Annotated in this window: 5 protein-coding genes; all 5 read right to left on the reverse strand. The window is 68.5% G+C overall.

Features of this window, described 5'->3' with window-relative positions; translation table 11 throughout:
* Positions 1 to 292 precede the first annotated feature (292 nt).
* The 5 genes from RRX38_RS12190 to RRX38_RS12210 all read right to left on the reverse strand — a co-directional run bounded on the left by RRX38_RS12190 (position 293) and on the right by RRX38_RS12210 (position 22,884).
* Positions 293 to 8,986, reverse strand: coding sequence for an amino acid adenylation domain-containing protein (locus RRX38_RS12190; RefSeq protein ID WP_410524906.1), 8,694 nt, complete (start codon positions 8,984 to 8,986; stop codon positions 293 to 295).
* Between the two features lie 2 nt (positions 8,987 to 8,988).
* Positions 8,989 to 20,040: a non-ribosomal peptide synthetase gene (locus tag RRX38_RS12195; RefSeq protein WP_315959436.1), complete on the reverse strand. Its 11,052-nt coding sequence runs from the start codon at positions 20,038 to 20,040 to the stop codon at positions 8,989 to 8,991.
* 338 nt (positions 20,041 to 20,378) lie between these two features.
* Positions 20,379 to 21,125: a thioesterase II family protein gene (locus RRX38_RS12200; protein ID WP_315959437.1), complete on the reverse strand. Its 747-nt coding sequence runs from the start codon at positions 21,123 to 21,125 to the stop codon at positions 20,379 to 20,381.
* A gap of 10 nt (positions 21,126 to 21,135) precedes the next feature.
* Positions 21,136 to 21,378 carry an MbtH family protein gene (locus tag RRX38_RS12205; protein WP_315959438.1) on the reverse strand — a complete coding sequence of 81 codons (243 nt, stop codon included), beginning with the start codon at positions 21,376 to 21,378 and terminating at the stop codon, positions 21,136 to 21,138.
* A gap of 108 nt (positions 21,379 to 21,486) precedes the next feature.
* The gene (locus RRX38_RS12210) at positions 21,487 to 22,884 is read right to left on the reverse strand and encodes an aspartate aminotransferase family protein (RefSeq protein WP_315959439.1); all 1,398 of its coding nucleotides are present in this window, start codon (positions 22,882 to 22,884) and stop codon (positions 21,487 to 21,489) included.
* Between the last annotated feature and the right edge of the window lie 232 nt (positions 22,885 to 23,116).

Here is a 23,116-nt window from a genome sequence, read left to right on the forward strand (position 1 = left end):
CTACAGCCGCCGTAAAAGCCCCCGCAGCCAAGCCAGCCAGGCACACTCGCTCCAACAGGTCCCAGGGTGCCTGACTGACCTGTATACCCCTGGCCCCAAAACACTGCCTCGGTAGGAGCGGCTTTAGCCGCGAAAGCGCGAGGAAATTGCGGCTGCTTCGCGGCTGAGGCCGCTCCTACCCGACCTAGCGAACAGTATCGCCCCGGCCCCCGATACTGCTCGATGCGTCCCATGGCAGGCACGGCAATGGCAAGATCGGGGGGCTGGGTCGTCAGCCGCGCAGGTCGGCCTGTCAGGCCGGTGCCGTCACCTTTTCGACTCGTTGCAGGGCCCGCTCCAGTCCGGCAATGAAATCACCGTCGGCGAGGATGCTGTAGTGGTCACCGGCGACCAGCTGCCCGGCGACCGGCTGAGCGATCTGCCGTGACAGCGCCTGGCAGTCCTCGTCACGCCCTGCCACCCACCAGCTGCTGAGCGTGGCCGACACCGGCGGCAATGCCTTGCAGGCGTGGGCCAGGCGCTCCAGGCGACGGATCACGGTGAAAATGCCCGCCAGTTCATCGGTACTCAGACCCTGGCTCCAGAACGTCGGCTGGTGCCCGACGGGGGCCAACGCCTGCAACGCCTCGATCTCGCGGCGAATGTGCTCACGGGTCTCGGGCAAGCCCTGCTCAGGCCGGGCGATGGACACTGGCCGCTGACCGACGGGCAGCAGCAAGCTGGCGAGATCCTCGCGCCAGTCATCCACGCCACTGTCGACCGAACGACCCGGTACGAACCCGTCGACCATGCCGAGGAATTCCACCTTCTGCCCTTGCGCTTCCAGCTCGGCGGCCATCAGCACCACCAGCGCGCCGCCCAGTGACCAGCCCAGCAGCTGATAAGGCCCCTCGGCTTGGCGCTGGCGAATCATCGCCACGTAGTCACGCGCCATGGCCTGCAGCGACGCTTCCTGGCGGTTCGGATCGAAGATCATCCGCGACTGGATGCCGATCAGCGCTCGCCGCCCCTCCAGATGCTGCGCCAGCGGACGGTAGTCGAATACCGTCCCGAAGCCGCCATGCACGCAGAACAGCACCGGCCCCGCGACATCTTGGGCGTTGAGCGGTACCAGGCACTGCTCGACAGTGCCCGGCTCGGCGCCGCCGTCGTCCAACAGCGCGGCGATGCTGGGCCGCTGCATCAGGTCGCGCAAGCGAATGTCCACGCCTGCGTCGCGCAGTTCCTTGAGCCGCGAGACCAGTTGCATGGCGACGATGGAGTCGCCGCCCAGCTCGAAGAAGTTGTCATGGATGCCCACCTGCGACTGCTGCAGCACCTCGGCCCAGCAATTGGCCACCTTGGCCTCCAGGTCGTTGCGCGGGGCCACGTAGGCGCTGCGCCGGGCATTGAGGTCAGGGCGCGGCAGCTGTTTGCGGTCCAGCTTGCCGTTGGGCGTCACCGGCAACGTCGGCAGCGCGATCAACTGCGTCGGCACCATGTAGGCGGGCAGCGTGGCGCTCAGCGCAGCCTTGATGCCCGGCAGCGCGTCCTCGGCGGCCACCACATAGCCCACCAGTTGCTTGCCCAGCGCACTGTCCAGCGCCAGCACCACCGCTTCGGCCACCGCCGGGTGCTCCAGCAGGCGCGCCTCGATCTCGCCCAGCTCGATGCGGAAGCCACGGATCTTCACCTGGTGGTCCACCCGACCGCTGAAGTCCACCACCCCGTCACCCCGCTGGGTGGTCAGGTCGCCGCTGCGGTACAGCCGCCCGCCGCCCGTTTCGCTGCGGTCGAACGGGTCCGGCACGAAGCGCTCGGCGGTCAGCGCCGCACGCCCCAGGTAGCCCCGCGCCACGCCCACGCCGCCCAGGTACAGCTCGCCGCTGATGCCCACCGGCAGCAGGTTCAGCTCGCCGTCCAGCACCACCCCGCGCCGCTGCCCCAGCAGCGTGCCGATCGGCGCATAGGCCGCCCCGCACGGCTCGCCGGCAGCCGCCTTCCACAGCAGCGGGGTGACCACCGTTTCGGTCGGCCCGTAGCCGTTGAAGATGTAGCGCGGGCGCAGCGCCCGCCAGGCCAGCTCGTAGCTGGCCTGCGGCACCGCGTCGCCGCCGAAGCAGTACACCCGCACCGCCGGCGGATGACCGTCGCGCTCGGCATGCTGCGCCAGCTGGTGCAGGTACACCGGCGGGAACACGCCGATGGTCACCCCATGGCGGTGCATCTGTGCGTAGGTGTATTCCGGCGACCACAGCTCGTCGTCGCGGATCAGCACCCGCGCCCCGTTGACCAACGGGTGCATCCAGCCTTCGTGGGCACCGTCGAAGGCGAACGACATGAAGTGCAACTCGCAGTCCGCCGCGCTGGTTTCGTAGCGCTCGCCGGTGGCCAGGGTGTGCATGGCCAGCGGGCCGTGGGCCACTGCCACGCCCTTGGGCAGGCCGGTGGAGCCGGAGGTGTAGATGATGTACGCGAGGTTCTGCGCGTGCAGCTCGACCGCCGGCGCCTGGCCCGGCAACCCGGCCAGGTCCAAACGGTCCAGGGCCAGCACCGCCCCCGCGTCCAGGTCCAGGTCCAGGGCTTGCAGCACGCGGCTGTGGCTCAGCAGCAGCGCGGCCTGGCTGTCCTGCAGCATGAAGGTCAGGCGCTCGCGCGGATAGGCGATGTCCAGCGGCACGTAGGCACCACCGGCCTTGAGCACCGCGAGGAAAGCCACCAGGCTCTCCACGCCGCGTGGCAGGGCGATCGCCACCCGCACCTCGGGGCCGATACCACGCGCCACCAGGGCGTTGGCCAGCTGGTTGGCCTGCTGCTCCAGCTCGGCGTAGGTCAGTTGCCGCTCGCCGCTGATCACCGCCACCGCCTGCGGGGTGCGCTGTGCCTGGTCGGCAAACAGCTGGTGGACGAAGCGCTGGCTCGGCCAACGCGCCTCGGTCTGCTCGCTGATCGCCAGTACCGCCTGCTGCCGGGCGCCGTCGAGCAACCCCAGGGTGCCCAGGCGACCCTCGGGGGCCGCCAGCATGTCGGCCAGCAGGCTCTGCATGCTCGACGCCAGTGCCTGGGCCCAGTGTTCACTGAAGTGGCAACGCTGGTAGATGAAATGCAGATTCAGTTCATCACCCAGGCTCACCGCCAGGGTCATCGGGTAGTTGGTCTGCTCGTGGCCGCCCACGCCAGAAAACTCCAGGCCTGCCGGCGCCCCCTGGGCCAATGCTTCGGAAGCCGGGTAGTTCTCGAACACCAGCAGGCTGTCGAACAGCCCTTCGCTGCCCAGGCCTGCCCAGCGTTGCACGTCAGCCAGCGGTGTGTGCTCGTATTCACGCAGGGCCAGGTTCTGCGCCTGCAACGCTTGCAGCCACTCGCCGAGCGGCTGCTGCGGGTCAGGGCTGGCGATGATCGGCAAGGTGTTGATGAACAGCCCGATCTGCTGCTCGATGCCCCGCAGTTCGGTGGGCCGGCCCGCCACCGTGGCGCCGAAGGCCACGGTACGCTGCTGGGTGTGGCGCTGCAGAAGCAGCAGCCAGGCGGCCTGCACCAGGGTGTTCACCGTGACCTTCTGGCGCTGGGCGAACGCCTTGAGTTCGGCGGTGCGCTGAATGCTCAGGGTCAGGTAGTGGTTGCCATGCCCCTGCGCGTCAGCCGCCTCGCCAGACAATACCTGGGCCAACCGTGTCGGCTGCTCCAGGCCTTGCAGCTGCGAGGTCCAGAAACGCTGGTCGGCCGCCGGGTCATGCGCCTGCAGCCAGGCGATGTAGTCGCGGTAGCGCCCTTGCGGCGGCCGTGGTGACTGCCCGGCGTAGCGCTGCAGCACTTCGCCGAGCAATTGCGAGTTGCTCCAGCCGTCCATGAGGATGTGATGGCTGGTGTAGATCAGGTGATGGCTCTGCTCGCCGGTGCGGATCAGGGTCAGCCGCAACAAGGGCGCGGCGCCGGTTTCCAGGGCTGCGCCGAAGCCCTGGGCACGGTCGGCGGCGACCCGCGCGGCGATCTTCGCCTGGCAATCGGCGTCGTCGCGCCAGTCGAGCTGGATCAGCGGCAGACTCACTTGGCGCTGCACGATCTGCAGCGGACGCTCCAGCCCGCCTTGCCAGAGGAAGCCGCTGCGCAGCACCTCATGGGCGTTCAGGGTGTCTTGCCAGGCCGCGCGGAAACGCTCGGCATCCAGCCCGCGCACGTCCATGCGCATCTGGTTGATGTAGTCGCCGCCCTGCTCGTCGTACAGGGTATGGAACAGCATGCCCTGCTGCATCGGCGACAGCGGGTAGATGTCTTCGATGCGCTGCGCGGCCACCGGCAGCGCATCGAGCTGCGCCTGCTGCAAGGCGGCCAGCGGAACGTCCGACGGGGTGAGCGCGGCGCAGTCGGGCTGGCAGCAATGCGCGATGAGCGCGACCAGTTCATCCCGGTAGTCGTCGGCCAGCCGCTGAATCAGCGCCTCGTCGAACATCTGCCGGCTGAAGGTCCAGGCCAGGCTCAACTCACCAGCGAACACCTGGCCGTTGAGGCTCAACCAATTGCCCAGCGGCGCATCGCCATGCAGTTCGGCGCCCCGCGGCTCGTCGCTGGGGCTGAACAAGGCCGGCGCATCGCCCGTGCCGGTGTCGAACTGGCCCAGGTAGTTGAAGGTGATGCGCGGCTCGGGCAACTCGGCCAGCCGTGCGCGGGTATCGGCGTCGCCCAGGTAGCGCAATACGCCGTAGCCGATGCCCTTGTCGGGGATGGCGCGCAGCTGCTCCTTGATGCCCTTGATCGAGGCGGCCAGCGTTTCGCCCGGCGTCAGCCTGACCGGGAACAGGCTGGTGAACCAGCCCACGGTGCGGGTCAGGTCCACGCTGTCGTCCAGTTCTTCGCGGCCATGGCCTTCGAGCTGCACCAGCACCTGTGGCTGGCCGGTCCAGCGCGCGATGACCCGCGCCAGGGCGGTCAGCAGCAGGTCATTGACCTGGGTTCGGTAGGCCCCCGGTGCCTGCTGCAGCAAATGGCGGGTTTGCGCCGGGTTCAGCCGAGTCTGGGCATGGGCGGCGTGGCGGATGGCCAGGGAGGCCCCCGGCCGGGCTTCGGGCAGGTCGGTGCAGGCGCCCTGCAACTGCGCCTGCCAGTAACCGGCCTGGCCTTGCAGCGTGTCGCTGGCGGCCAGTTCGCTCAGGCAGGCGGCCCAGTCCTTGATCGAGCTGCTGCGCGGCGGCAGCACCACGGTCTGTCCGGCAGCGGCCTGCGGATAGGCGCTGTGCAGGTCTTCCAGCAGAATGCGCCAGGAAACCCCATCGACCACCAGGTGGTGGATCACCACCAGCAGCCGTTGCCCACCTTCGTCGAGATCCACCAGCACGGCGCGCAGCAGTGGGCCCTGGCGCAGATCCAGGCTGCCCTGTGCCTCGTCAGCGATGGCCTGCAGGTGTTCGCCGGTGGCGGCGCGGGTGCGCCAGACCGAAACCACCGCAGCCTGCTCGGCCTCGGCATAGCTCGCCCGCCAGCCTTCTGCGCCCTGTTCAAAGCGCAGGCGCAAGCCGTCGTGATGGCGCACCAGCGCCTGCAGGGCGCGGTCCAGGGCATCGGCATCGAGGACCGCGCCGGGGCGTAGCCACACCGACTGATTCCAGCGCTCGCGGTGCGGCACCGCCTGCTCGAAGAACCAGTGCTGGATCGGCAGCAACGCGGTCTCGCCCTGCGCCGCAACGTGCTGCAGCGGCGCCGTCTGTGCCTGGGCTTCGGCGACACTGGCCAGGCCCTGCACGGTCTGGTGCTGGAACAGCGCCTTGGGGGTGAAGTGGATACCGGCCTGACGGGCCCGGCTGACCACCTGGATGGAGATGATCGAGTCACCGCCCAGCTCGAAGAAATTGTCGTTCAGGCCAACCCGCTCCAGCTTGAGCACCTCGGCCCAGATCGCCGCGATACGCCGTTGCATGTCGCTGACCGGCTCCACGTAGTGCTGTTGGGCGAGGCTGGCATCCGGCGCGGGCAAGGCACGGCGGTCGAGCTTGCCGTTGGTGGTCAGCGGCAAGGCGTCGAGGGCAATCAGGTAGGTCGGCACCATGTAGTCCGGCAGGCTGGCTTGCAACGCCCCGCGCAGGGTGTCGCGCCAGGCGCCCTGGGCCGCCTCCCCCAGCGGTGCGTCGGTGACCACGTAGCCGAACAGTTGCGCCCCGCTGCCGGCTTTCGTGGCCAGCACCACGGCTTGGCGAACGCCTGGCTGCTCCAGCAGGCGACTTTCGATTTCGCCCAGCTCGATGCGGAAACCGCGAATCTTCACCTGATGATCGATACGCCCGACATAGTCGAACACCCCACCGCCGAGAAAACGCGCCAGGTCCCCACTGCGATACAAACGCGCGCCCGGCTCACCGAACGGATCAGGCACGAAGCGCAGCGCCGTCAGGCCGGGCCGACCGAGATAACCGCGCGCCAGTCCGGCGCGGCCGACGTACAGCTCACCGGTGCACCCTTGCGGGACCGGATGCAGACCGCCATCGAGCAGGTGCCAGCTCATGTCCGGAATCGGCTGGCCGATGGGGCTGCTCGCCTGGCGCTGCGCTGCAGGTGCCAGGTCATGGCATGACAGGGGCCGGTAGGTGACATGCACGGTGGTCTCGGTGATGCCGTACATGTTGACCAGTTGCGGTGCGCGGTCGCCGAAACGCTCGAACCAGGGGGCCAGGCTCCTGACCTCCAGCGCCTCGCCGCCGAAAATGACGTAGCGCAGCGAGGTGGCCCGGCTTTCGGCCTGGCAGGCCACCGCCATCAGTTGCTTGAACGCCGAGGGTGTCTGGTTGAGTACCGTGACCTGCTCGCGCAGCAGCAGCCGGTGGAAATCCTCCGGCGAGCGGCTGGTTTCGTACGGCACGATCACCAGCCGACCACCCTGCAGCAAAGCGCCGAACAGCTCCCAGACGGAAAAATCGAAGGCACAGGAGTGAAACAGGGTCCATACGTCGTGCTCATCGAAGCCGAACCAGGCCTGGGTCGCGGCGAACAGGCGCAAGACGTTGCCGTGCGGCAGCAGAGTGCCCTTGGGTTGCCCGGTCGAGCCGGAGGTGTAGATGACGTAGGCCAGGTTGTGCGCCGTCATCGGTACATCGGGGTTGTGGTCCCCTGCCGTGGCCAGGGAGTCATCGTCGTCCAGCAGCAGCGCACGGACCTGCTCGGGCAGCACCAGGCGCTCGCGCAGCTCGGCTTCGAGCAGCAGCAGATTCACCCCGCTGTCCTGCACCAGGAAGTTCAGGCGCTCGGCGGGCGAATGCGGATCCAGCGGCACATAGGCACCGCCGGCCTTGAGAATCGCCAGCAACCCGACGAGCAGTTCCGGCGAGCGCTGCAGGGCGATACCCACCCGGGTCTCGGGGCGCACGCCGAGTTCGATGAGCCGATGCGCCAGGCGGTTGGCGCGCAGGTTGAGGTCCTGATAGGTCAGCTGCCGGTCGCCGCAGGTCAGCGCCACCGCATCCGGACGGCGGGCCACCTGCGCCTCGATGACGGCATGCAGGGTGGTGTGGGTGGCGAATTGCGCCGGCTGCGGGTTGCACTGCGCGAGGATCTGCCGCTGCTCGGCTTGGTCGAGCATGCGCAGTTCGGCGATACGGGTCTGCGGGTCGGCCACCACGGCCTGCAACAGGTAGCGCCAGTGGCGTCCCAGGCGCTCGGCGGTGGCCGCGTCGAACAGGTCGGTGGCGTAGGTCAGCGACGCCTCCAGGCCGTGCGCCGACTCCCGCGTATCCAGGGTCAGGTCGAACTGCGCGCTGTGGGTGTCCCAGGCCAGCCCTTCGATGCGCAGCCCGCCAACGCGCTGCCCGGCCGCCGCACCGCTGCCGGCCTGGTGATTGAACATGACCTGAAACAGCGGGTTATGGCTGAGGCTGCGCTCGGGTTGCAGGGCGTCCACCAGGTGCTCGAACGGCAGGTCCGGGTGCGCCTGGGCGTCACGGGTACGGCGGGCCACCTGCTCCAGCAGTTCACTGAAAGGCTGTTGGCCGTCCACCTCGGCGCGCAGCACCTGGGTATTGACGAAGAAACCAATCAGCCCCTGTGTTTCAGCGCGGTTGCGGTTGGCCACCGGCACGCCGACACGGATGTCCGGCTGCTGGGTCTGGCGATGCAACAGCACTTGGAACGAGGCCAGCAGCAAGGTGAACAGGGTCACGCCGCTGCGCTGGGCCAGGTGCTTGAGCCCGGCAGCCAGGTCACTGTCCAGCTCGATCGCCAGCTGCGCGCCGCGAAAGCTCTGCTCGGCAGGGCGCGGGCGGTCGAACGGCAGCTCCAGCACCGGCTGCTCGCCGGCCAGGGCCTGGGTCCAGTACGCCAATTGGCGTTCCCTTTCGCCCGCTTCCATCACGCGGCGTTGCCAGAGCGCGTAGTCGGCGTACTGGATCGGCAGCGGCGGCAGCGCCGGCGTGCGGCCCTCGCACTGCCCCTGGTACAGCTCGATCAGTTCGCGAACCATCACCTGCATCGACCAGGCGTCGGACATGACGTGATGCTGGACCATCACCAGCAGGTGATCATCAGGCCCGAGGTCGACCAGCGCGACACGCAGCAGCGGCTGATCGAGCAGTTCGAACGGCTGTGCGATGGATGCCTCGACCCATTGGCGGATGCGCGCATCATCGGCGGCCTGCAACGCCTCGCGCTGGACCACCAGGCGCGCCTCGGGCAGCACCTGTTGCACGGGCTGGTCGCCCTGCATGCGCAGACGAGTGCGCAGGCTCGCATGGCGCGCGCACAGCGCGTCGAAGCTGGCCTGCAGGGCCTCGATGTGCAGTGGCCCGCGCAAGCGCAGTGCGGTGGGAATGTGATAGGCGCTGCTGTGCGGGTCCATCTGCCAGAGGAACCACTGACGCGCCTGGGCGTAGGACAACGGCACGGCTTCATCCGTCGTGCACGTCGCCGGGATGGGCAACTGGTCGAAACTCATGCCCTTGTCCTGCAGGCGCTGGAAGAACTGCTTGCGTTGTGCCAGAGGCAACTGGACGAAGCGCGTCACCAGGTCCAGCTTCTGTTGGGAATTCATCATCAAACGGCCTCTAGGTCGCTCAGGAAATCTTGAAGTTCGTCGAGGTCCTGCGCAGACCCGACATGGATACCCGCCAGCGCCTCGCAGTAGGCCCGCAGGGTGCGCGACTCGAACAGCAAGGCCAGGCCCGGATCGAAGCCCAGGGCCGCGCCCACCTTGACGTTGAGTTGCAGGGCCAGCAGCGAGTGGCCGCCCAGTTCGAAGAAGTCGTCGTCCAGGCCCACGCGCGGCAGTTCCAGCACCTGTGCCCACAGTTCGGCGACCTGCTGCTCCAGGGGGCCGCGTGGCGCCGCGTAGGCCTGCTGGGCCAGGCTGGCATCGGGTGCCGGCAGGGCCTTGCGATCCAGCTTGCCGGCCGGCGTCACCGGCATCCGGGCCAGGAACAGCAGGTGGTTGGGCACCATGTATTCGGGCAGCTGCTGGCGCAGGAAGGTCTTCAGCCGGGTGCGCTGCGCAGCCTGTGCGGCAGGATCCGACAGCGTCGCCGAACGCTCGGCCGGCTGCACGTAAGCCACCAGTTGCAAGCCACCGTGGCCCGCTCCAGGTCGCGCCAGCACCACCGCTTCGGCCACCTCCGGGTGCTCCAGCAGGCGTGCTTCGATCTCGCCCAGCTCGATGCGGAAGCCACGGATCTTCACCTGGTGGTCGACCCGCCCGCTGAAGTCCACCACCCCGTCACCCCGCTGGGTGGTCAGGTCGCCGCTGCGGTACAGCCGCCCGCCGCCCGTTTCGCTGCGGTCGAACGGGTCCGGCACGAAGCGTTCGGCGGTCAGCGCCGCACGCCCCAGGTAGCCCCGCGCCACGCCCACGCCGCCCAGGTACAGCTCGCCGCTGATGCCCACCGGCAGCAGGTTCAGCTCACCGTCCAGCACCACCCCGCGCCGCTGCCCCAGCAGCGTGCCGATCGGCGCATAGGCCGCCCCGCACGGCTCGCCGGCAGCCGCCTTCCACAGCAGCGGGGTAACCACCGTTTCGGTCGGCCCGTAGCCGTTGAAGATGTAGCGCGGGCGCAGCGCCCGCCAGGCCAGCTCGTAGCTGGCCTGCGGCACCGCGTCGCCGCCGAAGCAGTACACCCGCACCGCCGGCGGATGACCGTCGCGCTCGGCATGCTGCGCCAGCTGGTGCAGGTACACCGGCGGGAACACGCCGATGGTCACCCCGTGACGGTGCATCTGTGCGTAGGTGTATTCCGGCGACCACAGCTCGTCGTCGCGGATCAGCACCCGTGCCCCGTTGACCAGCGGGTGCATCCAGCCTTCGTGGGCACCGTCGAAGGCGAACGACATGAAGTGCAGCTCGCAGTCCGCCGCGCTGGTTTCGTAGCGCTCGCCGGTAGCCAGGGTGTGCATGGCCAGCGGCCCGTGGGCCACCGCCACGCCCTTGGGCAGGCCAGTGGAGCCGGAGGTGTAGATGATGTACGCGAGGTTCTGCGCGTGCAGCTCGACCGCCGGCGCCTGGCCCGGCAACCCGTCCAGGTCCAAGCGGTCCAGGGCCAGCACCGCGCCCGCGTCCAGGTCCAGGGCTTGCAGCACGCGGCTGTGGCTCAGCAGCAGCGCGGCCTGGCTGTCCTGCAGCATGAAGGTCAGGCGCTCGCGCGGGTAGGCGATGTCCAACGGCACGTAGGCACCACCCGCCTTGAGCACCGCCAGGAAAGCCACCAGGCTCTCCACGCCGCGTGGCAGGGCGATTGCCACCCGCACCTCGGGGCCAATGCCACGCGCCACCAGGGCGTTGGCCAGCTGGTTGGCCTGCTGCTCCAGCTCGGCGTAGGTCAGTTGCCGCTCGCCGCTGATCACCGCCACCGCCTGTGGGGTGCGCTGTGCCTGGTCGGCAAACAGCTGGTGGACGAAGCGCTGGCTCGGCCAACGCGCCTCGGTCTGCTCACTGATCGCCAGTACCGCCTGCTGCTGTTCAGCGTCCAGCAGCGCCAGGCTGCCAATGGATTGCCGTGGACCGGCGAGCATGGCGTCCAGCAGGTTGCTCAGCGCGCAGGCCAGGAGCCGCACGCCCTGGGCGGAGAATGCCTGGCACTGGTAGATGAAATGCAGGCTCAGCTCGTCGCCGAGGCTCACTGCCAGGGTCATCGGGTAGTTGGTCTGTTCGTGGCTGCTGACGCCGGAGAAGCTCAAGTCGCCGGGCGCCCGCTGCAATGCCTCGGAAACCGGGTAGTTCTCGAACACCAGAATGCTATCGAACAGGGCTTCACCGCCCTGCCCGGCCCAGCGCTGGATCTCGTAGAGCGGCGTGTGCTCGTGCTCGCGCAGGGCCAGGTTCAGGCCCTGTACGTCTTGCAACCACTGCTCGACGGACTGCTCGGGACGCGGCGTGGCGATCACCGGCAGGGTGTTGATGAACAGCCCGATCTGCTCCTCGATACCCGGCAGGTCGGCCGGGCGCCCGGCCACCGTGGCGCCGAAAGCGACGCTGGCTTGCCCGGTGAAGCGTTGCAACAGCAGCAGCCAGGCCGCCTGCACCAGGGTATTGACGGTGACCTTGTGCTGCCGGGCGAACTCGCCCAAGCGTCGGGTGCGCGCGGCGTCCAGCACGCACTCATGGCTGCCACGTCCGTTGGGACGCACGGCGACGGACTCGTCGCCCTGCGCCAGGCTGGGCTGCGCCAGCCGGGTCGGCTCGGCCAGGTCGGCGAGCCTGGCACGCCAGAAGCGCTGGCTGGCCGCCGCGTCCTGCGCCTGCAGCCAGGCAATGTAGTCGCGGTAGCGCCCGCCCGCCGCCTGCGGCGTCTGCCCGGCGTAGCGCTGCAGCACCTCGGCCAGCAGGCGCGCATTGCTCCAGCCGTCCATGAGAATGTGATGGCTGGTGTAGATCAGGTGATGGCTCTGCTCGCCGGTACGCACCACCAGCAGACGCAACAGCGGCGCCTGCGCCAGATCGAAGCCGCGCACCCGCTCGGCATCGGCCAGGGCCGCCAGGGCGGCCTGCCGTTCAGGCTTGCCCCGCCAGTCCTGCTCGCTGTACGGCAGGGCGACATGCTGATGAATGAGCTGCAACGGCTCGCCCATCGGCCCGGCCAGGATGAAAGCGCTGCGCAGCACGTCATGAGCGGCCAGGGTCGCCTCCCAGGCGGCCTTGAAGCGCTGGCTGTCCAAACCCTGCACATCGACGCGCATCTGGTTGACGTAGTCGCCACCGCCCTGCTCCAGCAGGGTGTGGAACAGCATGCCCTGTTGCATGGGCGACAGCGGATAGATGTCCTGCAGGTGCGCAGCAGGCACCGGCAGGGCATCCAGCTGGCGCTGGTCGAGGTTCACCAAGGGGAAGTCGGACGGCGTCACGCCACGCGCCTGAGCATCGCAGCAGTGGCGCACCAGCGCCTCCAGCTCTTCGGCATAAGCGTCCGCCAAGTGCTGGATCGTGGCGCTGTCGAACATCTCGCGGCTGAAGGTCCAGCTCAGGCTCAGGGCACCGCCGTACACATGGCCGTTGACGGTAAGCCAGTTGCCCAGCGGCGCATGGCCGTCGTGCTCGCGGCCCCGGGCTTCGCTGGCCGGCGCGAACAGGGCGTCTGCGGCATCGAAACTGCTGTCGAAACGGCCCAGGTAGTTGAAGGTGATACGCGGCACCGGCAGGGCAGCCAGCGCTTGCCGCGTCTCGGCCGTGCCCATGTAGCGCAGCACGCCAAAGCCCAACCCTTTGCCGGGTACTGCACGCAGCTGTTCCTTGACCGCCTTGATCGAGTCGTCCAGCCCGGCCGACGGCGTCAGCTGCACCGGATACAGGCTGGTGAACCAGCCCACGGTGCGGCTCAGGTCGATGTCTTCGAACAGCTCTTCACGGCCATGTCCCTCCAGCTCGACCAGCAGCGAGGCGCTGCCGGTCCAACGCGTCACGACCCGCGCCAGAGCGGTCAGCAGCAGGTCGTTGACCTGGGTGCGATAGGCCGCCGGCGCCTCTTGCAGCAGGCGACGCGTGTTCAGTGCATCGAGTCGGCTTTCCAGCGTCACTGCCAGGTCTTCGCGCAGTGCGCCGTGTGGGTTGGCGCACGGCAGCGCGGTGTCCTGGTCACGCAGTACGGCCTGCCAATAGGGCAGCTCGGCCAGCCAGGCGCTGTGCTCGTGCAGGCGCTGGCCCCAGGCCTGCACGGAGCTGGTGCGGGCGGGCAACGTCGCGGCCTGCCCGGCTTCGATCTGCCGGTAGGCCTGTTGCAAGTCCTCCAGCAGGATGCGCCAGGACACGCCATCCACCACCAGGTGATGGACCACCAGCAGCAGACGCTGGCTGCCATCGGCGAGGTCGGCCAGCAGCGCACGCAACAGTGGGCCGTCGCGCAGGTCGAGGCTGCCCTGGGCTTCATCGCACAGCACTTCGAGGATCTCGTCATCCGCCACTTGCATGCGCCAGGTCAGCGGCTGCGCAGCGCTGTCGCGATAGTGGGCCTGCCACTGCCCGTCGTGGCATTCGAAGGCCATGCGCAGGCTGTCATGCCGGGCGACCAGCGCCTGCAGTGCCGCCTCCAGGCAGCGGGCATCCAGCGCCGTGGCAGGCCGCAGCAGCAGCGACTGGTTCCAGCGCTGGCGCTGCGGCATGTCCTGTTCGAAGAACGCCTGCTGCACCGGCAGCAGCAACGCCTGGCCGACGGGCGCCTGCGCGGCCGGACTGGCCGCGTCATCCTGCACCGCCACGCTGGCCAGGCTGGCGATGGTCTGGTGCTGGAACAGATGCTTGGCGGTGAAGCGCAGGCCGGCCTGCCGCGCGCGGCTGACCACCTGGATGGAGGTAATCGAATCACCGCCCAGTTCGAAGAAGTTGTCTGCCACGCCGACCCGTTCGAGCTTGAGCACATCGGCCCAGATCTGCGCCAGGCAACGCTCCCGGTCATTGCCTGGCGACTGGTAGGTAACCTGCGCGACGCTGGCGTCAGGGGCTGGCAGCCGCTGGCGATCGAGCTTGCCATTGAGGGTCAGCGGCAGGCTGTCGAGCAGCAGGATGTGCGCCGGCACCATGTAGTCCGGCAGGCCGGCCTTGAGCCCGGCGCGCAGGCTGTCGCGCCAGGCGGCCTGGGCCTGCGGGTCGGCCAGCAACCCGGTGGCCTCGGGCACCACATAGCCCACCAGCTGCTTGCTGCCGCCGGTCTCCAGCGCCAGCACCACGGCGTGGCGTACACCGGGCTGTTGCTGCAGCAGCGACTCGACCTCACCCAGTTCGATACGGAAGCCGCGAATCTTCACCTGATGGTCGATACGGCCACGGTATTCCAGCACGCCCTGTGCATCGAAGCGCGCCAGGTCGCCGCTGCGGTAGAGTCGGCCACCCCCTGTGGTACTGCTGTCGAAGGGGTCGGGAATGAACCGCTCGGCGGTGAGTGCCGGACGGTTGAAGTAACCCCGCGCCAGGCAGGCCGGGCCACCGATCAGCAGCTCGCTCTCGACGCCCACCGGAGCCTGTTGCAGGCCCTGGTCACAGACCTGCACACGGCGCCCGCCCAGCGGCTTGCCGATCGGCATGTTGCCCTGCGCCAGGCTGCCCGCGTCGACCTCGGCGCAGTCGAACACCGTGGTCACCACGGTCGCCTCGGTGGGCCCGTAGGTATTGAGCAGGCGTACATGGCCCAGCCCCGACGCCAGCCAGTCGCTCAAGCCTTCCGGCGGCAGCGCTTCGCCGCCGACATGCACCTGGCGCAGGCTCGGGCAGGCGCCGGCTGGCCAGCGTTCGGCGGCCAACAGGCGCCAGTAGGCGGTCGGCAGGTCCGCCACGGTCACGCCGTGGGCTTCGATGCGCTCCCGGAGGGTGGCGATGTCCCAGACTTCCTGACCGCGCATCACCACCTGGGCGCCGTGGCAAAGCGCCGGGTACAACTGTTCGACGAAACCGTCGAAGCTCACCGTGGCGAACTGCAGCACTCGGTCTTGCGGCGACAGCCGCGAGTAATCGGCGGCCACCTGGCTGAACGCGGCCAGCTCGGCGTGGGCGATAGCCACGCCCTTGGGCCGGCCGGTGCTGCCAGAGGTGTAGATCACGTAGGCCAGGCTGGTCGGCAGCAGCGGCGTGGCGAGGTCGCTGTCGGGGTAGCCGGACCACTGCGGGTCGCCGACTTCCAGCACCGCGCAGTCCGGCGCCAACGGCAGGCGTTCGCGCAGGCCAGCCTGGGTCAGCAGTACTCGAATACCGCTGTCATCGAGCATGTAGGCCAGGCGCTCGCGCGGGTAGTCCGGGTCCAGCGGCACGTAAGCACCGCCGGCCTTGAGCACCGCCAGCAGCGCCACGATCAATTGCAGGTCCCGTTCCAGGGCGATGCCGACCCGCACTTCCGGCCCCACGCCGCGCTCGCGCAGGGCATGCGCCAGGCGGTTGGCGCGGCGCTCGAGTTCGCCATAGCTCAGGCGCTGCTCGCCGAGCACCAGGGCGATGGTATCGGGGCGCTCACGCGCCTGACGGGCGAACTGCAGGTGCACCGCCAGTGGCGCATCGGCCCGCTGCCAGGCCGGATTCCAGTCCTGCGACATGCGCTGCGCGTCGCTGGCCGGCAGAATCGGCAGCTCGCCCACGGCCTGCTCGACGTCTTCGGCCAGGCCATGCAAGGCCTGCAACCAGTGTTCGGCCAAGGCCTGGATGCGCGGCGCCAAGAACAGATCGGTGGCGTAGGTGAACGAGGCCGTTACCCCGTTGCTGCGCTCCAGGGTGTCGAGCGCCAGGTCGAACTGGGCGGTGCGCTCGCCGAGTTCGATCTCTTCGGCGCGCACGCCCTGCACGGCATCAGTGCCGATCTGCTCGCCCACGTCGCGCAGATGGTTGTACATCACCTGGAACAGCGGGTTGTGACCCAGCGCCCGCTCGGGCTTGAGCGCGTCGACCACCGCATCGAACGGCACGTCCTTGTTGGCCTGGGCCTGCAAGGTGGTTTCCCTGACCGCCGCCAGCAGCGCGTCGCCACGCTGTGCCGGGTCGATGGTGATACGCGCCACCAGGGTGTTGACGAAAAAGCCGATCAGGCCTTCCAGTTCCTCGCGGTTGCGGTTGGTGACCGGTATGCCGACATTGACCTTGTCCTGTCCGCTGTGACGGGCCAGCACCAGGGCGAAGCCGGCGAGGAATACATGAAACAGCGTGGCATTGGCTTGCACGGCGCGTTGTCGCAGGCGCGCCGTAAGGGCCGCGGGCAGGTGCAGGTCGATGCGCGCGCCACGGTAGCTCTGCACCGGCGGGCGCGGATGGTCGCTGGGCAGGGCCAGCACGCTGAAGTCATCTTCCAGCGCGCGGCGCCAGTAGGCCAGTTGCTGCTCGGCCAGGCCGTCGGCCAGGCGCTGGCGTTGCCAGGCGGCGTAGTCGGCGTATTGCACCGCCAAGGCCGGCGTGGCCTCGGTGCGCTGGGCGGCATGGGCGTTGTAGACGGCAGCCAGCTCACGGACCATCACGCTCATCGACCAGCCGTCGGACACGATGTGATGCAGCACCAGGCACAGCACATGCGCCTGCGCAGCCGTCTTGAACAGGGTGATGCGCAGCAGCGGGCCGTGTTCCAGATCGAAGGGCTGGCCGACCTGCTCCTGGATCCGCGCGTCGAGGGCACTGTCGTCAGCCCCCAGCAGGTCGACGAAATCAATTTCGATACCGCTGGCCGGCAGGATGCGCTGCCAGGGCTGGCCGTCACGCTCGACGAACACACTGCGCAGGGTTTCATGCCGCGCCAGCAGGGCATCGAAGGTCGCCTGCAGGGCCTGGCGATCCAGCTCGCCGTGCAGGCGCACCGCCAGGGGCGTGTTGTACGCCGTGCTTGCCGGGTTGAGCTTCCAGAACAACCACTGCCGATGCTGGGCGTGCGACACCGGCAGCGGCTGGCTGCGATCCACCGGCCTGATGCTGTCGTCCTGCACCGCCTCGACCGCCGCCAGCGCCTGACAGAAGCCTTCCAGGTCGGCGCTGTCGAAAAGCGCCCGCAACGGCACCTCCAGATGCAGCTGCCGGCGCAGCCGCGACACCACCTGGGTGGCCAGCAGGGAGTGGCCGCCCAGGGCAAAGAAATTGTCGTCCAGGCCGACCCGCTCGACCCGCAGGACCGCGGCCCAGATGGCCGCCACGCTGATTTGCAGCGGGGTCTGCGCGGCGCGGTGGCTGGCCTGCATATGCATCGGTGCCGGCAAGGCCCGGACATCCAGCTTGCCGTTGGCGGTCACCGGCAGACGCTCCAGCACCTGCCAGTGCAACGGCAGCTGATGCTCGGCCAGCGCGTGCCGCAGCGCCTCGCGCACGCACAGCACCAGGCCCTGGCGCGCCGTGTCGTCCGCCAGCGCACCGCTCGGCACCAGCCAGGCCGCCAGGTATCGGTCACCCTCCTCGCCCAATACGCGAACCACAGCCTGCGCGATACCCGGCACCTGCAGGATGTGCTGTTCGATCTCGGCCAATTCGATGCGGTGGCCGCGAATCTTCACCTGGCCATCCATGCGCCCACCGAACGCCAGCAGACCGTCGGAATTACGCCGCACCCAGTCGCCCGAGCGGTACAGGCGCGCGCCCGCCGCCCCGTACGGATCGGGCACGAAGCGCTCGGCGGTCAACGCCGCACGGCCCAGATAACCGCGCGCCAGGGTCGTGCCACCGATGTACAGCTCGCCCCGAGCAGGGCCGGGCACCGATTGCAGGCAGGCGTCGAGCACGTGCACGCTGACGCCGGGCAGCGGGCTGCCGAGCAGCGGCTGGCCGTGCAATTCATGGGTGAGCACGCCGACCGTGGTTTCCGTCGGGCCGTAGTGATTGATCACGCGCAGGGCCGGTGCCAGTTCGGCGATCCGCTTCAGCAGCGCCGCCGGACAGGCTTCACCGCCGAGTACCAGGCAGCGCCCTGGCAAGGCCGCCGCACCGGCGGCGAGCATCGCCTGCAGGTGCGAAGGCACCATCTTCACCGCATCGATGGCGTGCTGCTGCAGGTAGGCAGCGAACCCCTCGGCGTCCAGCACGCGGTCCTTGTCCAGCAGGTGCAGGGTCTTGCCGTGGCACAACGCGCCGAACAGCAGGGTGTGGCCCAGGTCGGCGGCCGGCGTGGTGACCATCGCCAGGCTGGCCAGACCCTCGAGGTCCAGGCGCTCGACCACGCCATGCAGGTAGTGGGCCAGCGCCCCATGGGTGACGCCGACGCCCTTGGGCATGCCGGTGGTGCCGGAGGTGTAGATCACGTAGGCCAGCTGATCGGCACTCAGGTTCAGCGCCGGCGCATCCGCCTCGGGGTAGGCCGCAGCGATATCGATCGTCTCGATGCCATCGGGCAGCTCATCGGCCTGGCCCAGCACCCAGCGCACCTGGCTGTCGGCGAGCATGAAGGCCTGGCGTGCCGGTGCCTGGCCCGGCTCGATGGGCAGGTAGGCCGCGCCGCTCTTGAGCACCGCGACGATCGCCACCAGCATGTCGACGCTGCGCTCAGCCATGACCGCCACGCGCTCGTCCGGCTGTACGCCGCGCTGCAACAGAACATTCGCCAAGGCATTGGCACGCTGCTCCAACCCCTGGTAGCTCAGGCGGCCATCGGCACACACCGCCGCCAGGCGCTGCGGATGCGCCTGCGCCGCTCGTTCGATGAGGCGATGGACACAGACCTGTGGCGGGGTGATGGGCTGGGCTGGCGCCGGGGCCGGTAGATCCAGGGGCAACTCGCCGACGCGCGAATCCGGCGCGGCGGCCAGGCCAGCGAGCAGACGCAACCAGTGCCGACCCAGCTCGCCCAGGTTCGCCGGCTCGAACAGCTCCACTGCGCCGGTGAGCACCGCGTGCAGACGCCCGGCGCTTTCATAGGTATCCAGGGCCAGCTCGAAGCGCGCACTGTGGCTGCCCAGCGCCAGCTTCTCTACCCCCAGCCCGGAAGCCGTACGGATCTGCCCGGCATCGGCAACCTTCGGCTGGTGGTTGTAGAGCACCTGGAACAAGGGGTTGTGCCGCGCACTGCCCTGCAACCCCATGGCCTCGACCAGGCGTTCGAAGGGCAGCTCCTGATGCGCCTGGGCGCCCAGCGCGGTGTCCTTGACCCGCTGCAGCAGCTGGCGCACGTCCAGCAGTGGGTCGACCTCAGTGTGCAGCACCTGGGTGTTGATGAAGCAGCCGATCAGCCCTTCGACCTCCGCCCGGTTGCGGTTGGCCACCGGCACGCCGACGCGAATCGCCTGGCGACCGCTGTAGCGCTGCAGCAGCACCTTGAAGGCCGCCAGCAGCACCATGAACAGCGTCACGCCCTGCTCACGGGCCAGTTCGCGCAGGCGCTCGGCCAATGCCGGCTCGACCTCGAAGGCGTAGCGGTTGCCGCGATAACTGCGCGACAGCGGACGCGGCTGATCGGTGGGCAGCTCCAGCGGCGTGTGGTCGTCACCCAGCTTGGCACGCCAGTAGTCCAACTGGCGCTCCTGCTCGCCGGCCTCCAGCCAGCTGCGCTGCCACAGTGCATAGTCGCGGTACTGGATCGGCAACGCCGGCAGCTCGGCCGCGCCGCCGACACACGCCGCGTCGTACAGGCGGATGAATTCCTCGATCAGCACGTTATACGACCAGCCATCGGCCGCGATGTGGTGCAAGGTCAGCAACAGCACATGTTCCTGCTCGGCCAAGGCCAGCACCTGCACACGCAGCAACGGCCCATGGGCCAGGTCGAACGGCGCCAGCGCCTCGGCGTCGGCCAGGCAGCGCACTTGCGCTTCGCGCTCGTCAGCCGCCAGGGCGCTCAGGTCGTGGCGGGCGATGGCCACGGCGAACGGCGCGACGACCTGCTGGCGCACCTCGCCATCCACCTCGCGGAAGCGGCTGCGCAGGGTCTCGTGGCGCGCCACCAGGGCATCGAAGGCGTTTTGCAGCGCCTGTTCGTCAAGCGTGCCGCTCAGGCGTACGGCCATCGGCAGGTTGTAGGCGGCGCCCTGCGGATCGAGCTGCCAGAGGAACCACATGCGCTGCTGGGCGTACGACAGGCCATCACGCTCGGCCACCGGCACCTCGGCAGGAATCGGCAACAAGGCGAAGTCGACGGCCTGCTGTTGCAGGCCGGCCAGGAACAGGCGGCGCTTCTCCGGGGGCAGTTCGATGAACCGGCGGGCGAGTTTCAGTGCGTCTTGAGCGTGCATGCAATGCGTCCTTGTCGATAGGAAGCGGGGCCGAGTGGCCCGGTCGATCCCACAAGGACGAAGCAGCAGAGGGTTGATTTAGCCGCCGGCACGGCCAGGGGCAGGGGCAGGGGGCAGGGGGCAGGGGGCAGGCTGACTGACAGGTAGGGGGGATAAAGGGCAATACTGTTCGATTAGGCGCTTTGCGGCCCTGTGGGAGAGCTTGCTCGCGAAAAGCTGGCAAAGTCACTGCATCTGTTGTGAACGTGACGCCGCCTTCGCGAGCAAGCTCGCTCCCACGGACTGAACTGTATCTGGATAAAGGGCGTCGGCCGCCGGGAAAAGCGCTGCCCGAGGCTTCAGCCGGCCAGCGCGGCCCGGCGCTGGCCGCGCTGGCGGTGCAGGTCGACTTCCAGGTTCGAACGCAGAATACGCAACACCATGCCTTCGTGGTCGTGAATGAAGAAGTGCCGGCCGGGCAGCATCTCCAGGGAAAAATTGGCGTCGCTCTCCTGCTGCCAGGCGATCAACTGCTCTTGGGTGGCCTTGTCATCCTTGCCACCCAGCACATGGATCGGACAACTCAGCAACGGCCGCTGACGACGCTGATAGAGGCCGCACAGCCGGAAGTCGGCGCGCAGCACCGGCAGGGTCAGGGCCATCAGCTCTTCGTTGTCTAGCACCTCCTGCGGCGTGCCGTTGAGGTCTCGCAGCTCGGCCTTGAGCTGGGCGTCGGTCTTGGGGTCGGCAAAGCCGCGTGCGTAGTCATCACGCATCGACGGCGCTGCGGTGCCGGAGGCGAACAGTGAAACGGGCGGCGGCGCGCCCAGCTCACGCAGCACGTGGGCGATCTCGAAAGCCAGCAGCGCGCCGAGGCTATGGCCGAACAGCGCATAAGGCGTCTTCAGCGCTGGCAGGATTTCCAGTGCCAGCTGCCGCGCCAGCGCTGGCATGTCGGTCTGCAGCGCCTCGCCCAGGCGCGCACCGCGCCCGGGGATTTCCACCGGCTGCACCTGCAACCACTGCGGCAGGTGGCGCCGCCAGCGGCTGAACACCATGGCGCTGGCGCCCGAGTAAGGCAGGCAAAACAGTTGCACGGTTGCCATAGCGTAGACCTCAGTGGTTGGCTGGCGCCTGCTGCAGACGCGCCTGTTCTTCCATGTGCTTGCGCAGGCTCAACGGGCGCATGTCGGTCCACACCTCTTCGATGTAGGCCAGGCATTCCTTCTTGAAGCCGCTCTTGCCAACGGTGCGCCAGCCGTTGGGCACTTCCTTGTAGTCCGGCCAGATGGAGTACTGCTCCTCGTGGTTGACCACCACCTGGAAGAGGATGTCGTCGCGATCGAATATTGAGGTCATGCTTTGCTCCCTGATAAGGCTGAAGTCGTGGGCAGCGGCCAGGCCGCTGCAGGAATGAACGATTGGCCGGTGGAAAAATTAACCACTGCGGCGCGACTGAAAGCATGCCTAGCGCTGGACGATGGCCGACTCTACGGCCCTGGCGAAGATCCGCGCCACCTGATCGACCTGCTCGGCCGTGATGATCAGCGGCGGCAGGAAGCGCACCACACTGCTGTGCCGTCCACCCAGTTCGAGGATCAGCCCGCGCTTGAGGCATTCGCGCTGGATGCGGCTGGCCAGGGCACCGTCATGCGGGGCATGGCCCTGCACGTCCGGCTGGCCGGCCGGGTCGACCACTTCCACACCGAGCATCAGGCCCAGGCCACGCACGTCACCCAGTTGCGGGGTGCGCTGTTGCAGCGCCAGCAAATGCGAACGCAGGCGCTGGCCCATCTCGGCAGCGTGCTGGACCAGATGGTGCGCTTCGATGTAGCGGATCACCGCCGAGCCGGCGGCCATGGCCATCTGGTTGCCACGGAAGGTGCCGGCATGCGCACCGGGCTGCCAGGTGTCGAGCCAGTCCTGATAGACCATGACCGCCAGTGGCAGGCTGCCGCCGATGGCCTTGGACATCACCACCACGTCCGGCACGATGCCGGCATGCTCGAAGGCGAACAGCTTGCCGGTGCGGGCAAAGCCGGTCTGGATCTCGTCGACGATCAGCGGAATGCGATGCCGCGCGGTGATTTCGCGCAGGCCCTGCAGCCAGGTGCTGGCCGCCGGAATCACCCCGCCCTCGCCCTGCACCACTTCGACGATGATCCCGGCTGGCGGCTGGACACCGCTTTCCGGGTCGCTGAGCAGGTTGTCCAGGTAATGCAGGTTGGCCCGCACACCGGCCTCGCCGCCCAGGCCGAACGGGCAGCGGTAGTCATAGGGGAACGGCATGAACTGCACGGCCTGGCTGAGCAGCGCGCCCAGCGGCGTCTTGGCCTTGAGGTTGCCCATCAGGCTCAGAGCGCCCTGGCTCATGCCGTGGTAGCCGCCGTGGAAGGCCAGCACCGTGCTGCGCCCGGTGGCGATGCGCACCAGCTTGAGCGCCGCTTCCACCGCGTCGGTGCCGGTGGGGCCGGTGAACTGGATGCGCGCCTTGGCCGACAGGGCCGGCGGCAGCACGGCGAACAGGTCCTGGACGAAGCGGTCCTTGACCGGCGTGCTGAGGTCGAGGGTGTGCAGCGGCAGTTCGTCGTCGAGCACCTGGCGAATCGCGTCGGTGACCACCGGGTGGTTGTGCCCCAGGGCCAGGGTCCCGGCACCGGCCAGGCAGTCGATGAACACCCGGCCTTCGACGTCTTCGACATGGATGCCACGGGCCCGCTTGAGCGCCAGCGGAATGCGCCGCGGGTAGCTGCGGGCATTGGACTCCTGCTGCTTCTGCCGGGCCAGGATGGGATGGTCTTCAAAGCGGTAGTGCTGGTCTTCGTCCTGGGCCTTGATCGGGCTTTCGGCAAACGCTGTGCTCATGGTTGCGCTCCTGAATGAGATGAAAAGCCGTGAGTCCTGGGCAATAGACGAAGAGGATGGGAGCGGCTTTAGCCACGAAAGCGCCAGAAAATTCAGTGCATCTGCTGTGAACAGGCGATTGCTTCGCGGCTGAAGCCGCTCCTACCCGGCCTTTAGCCACAATACTGCCCCGGTGGGAGCGGCTTTAGCCGCGAAAGCGCCAGGAAATTCAGTGCATCTGCTGTGAACAGGC

Origin of the sequence: Pseudomonas sp. DTU_2021_1001937_2_SI_NGA_ILE_001 (genome assembly GCF_032463525.1) — a bacterium.
Lineage (GTDB): Bacteria > Pseudomonadota > Gammaproteobacteria > Pseudomonadales > Pseudomonadaceae > Aquipseudomonas.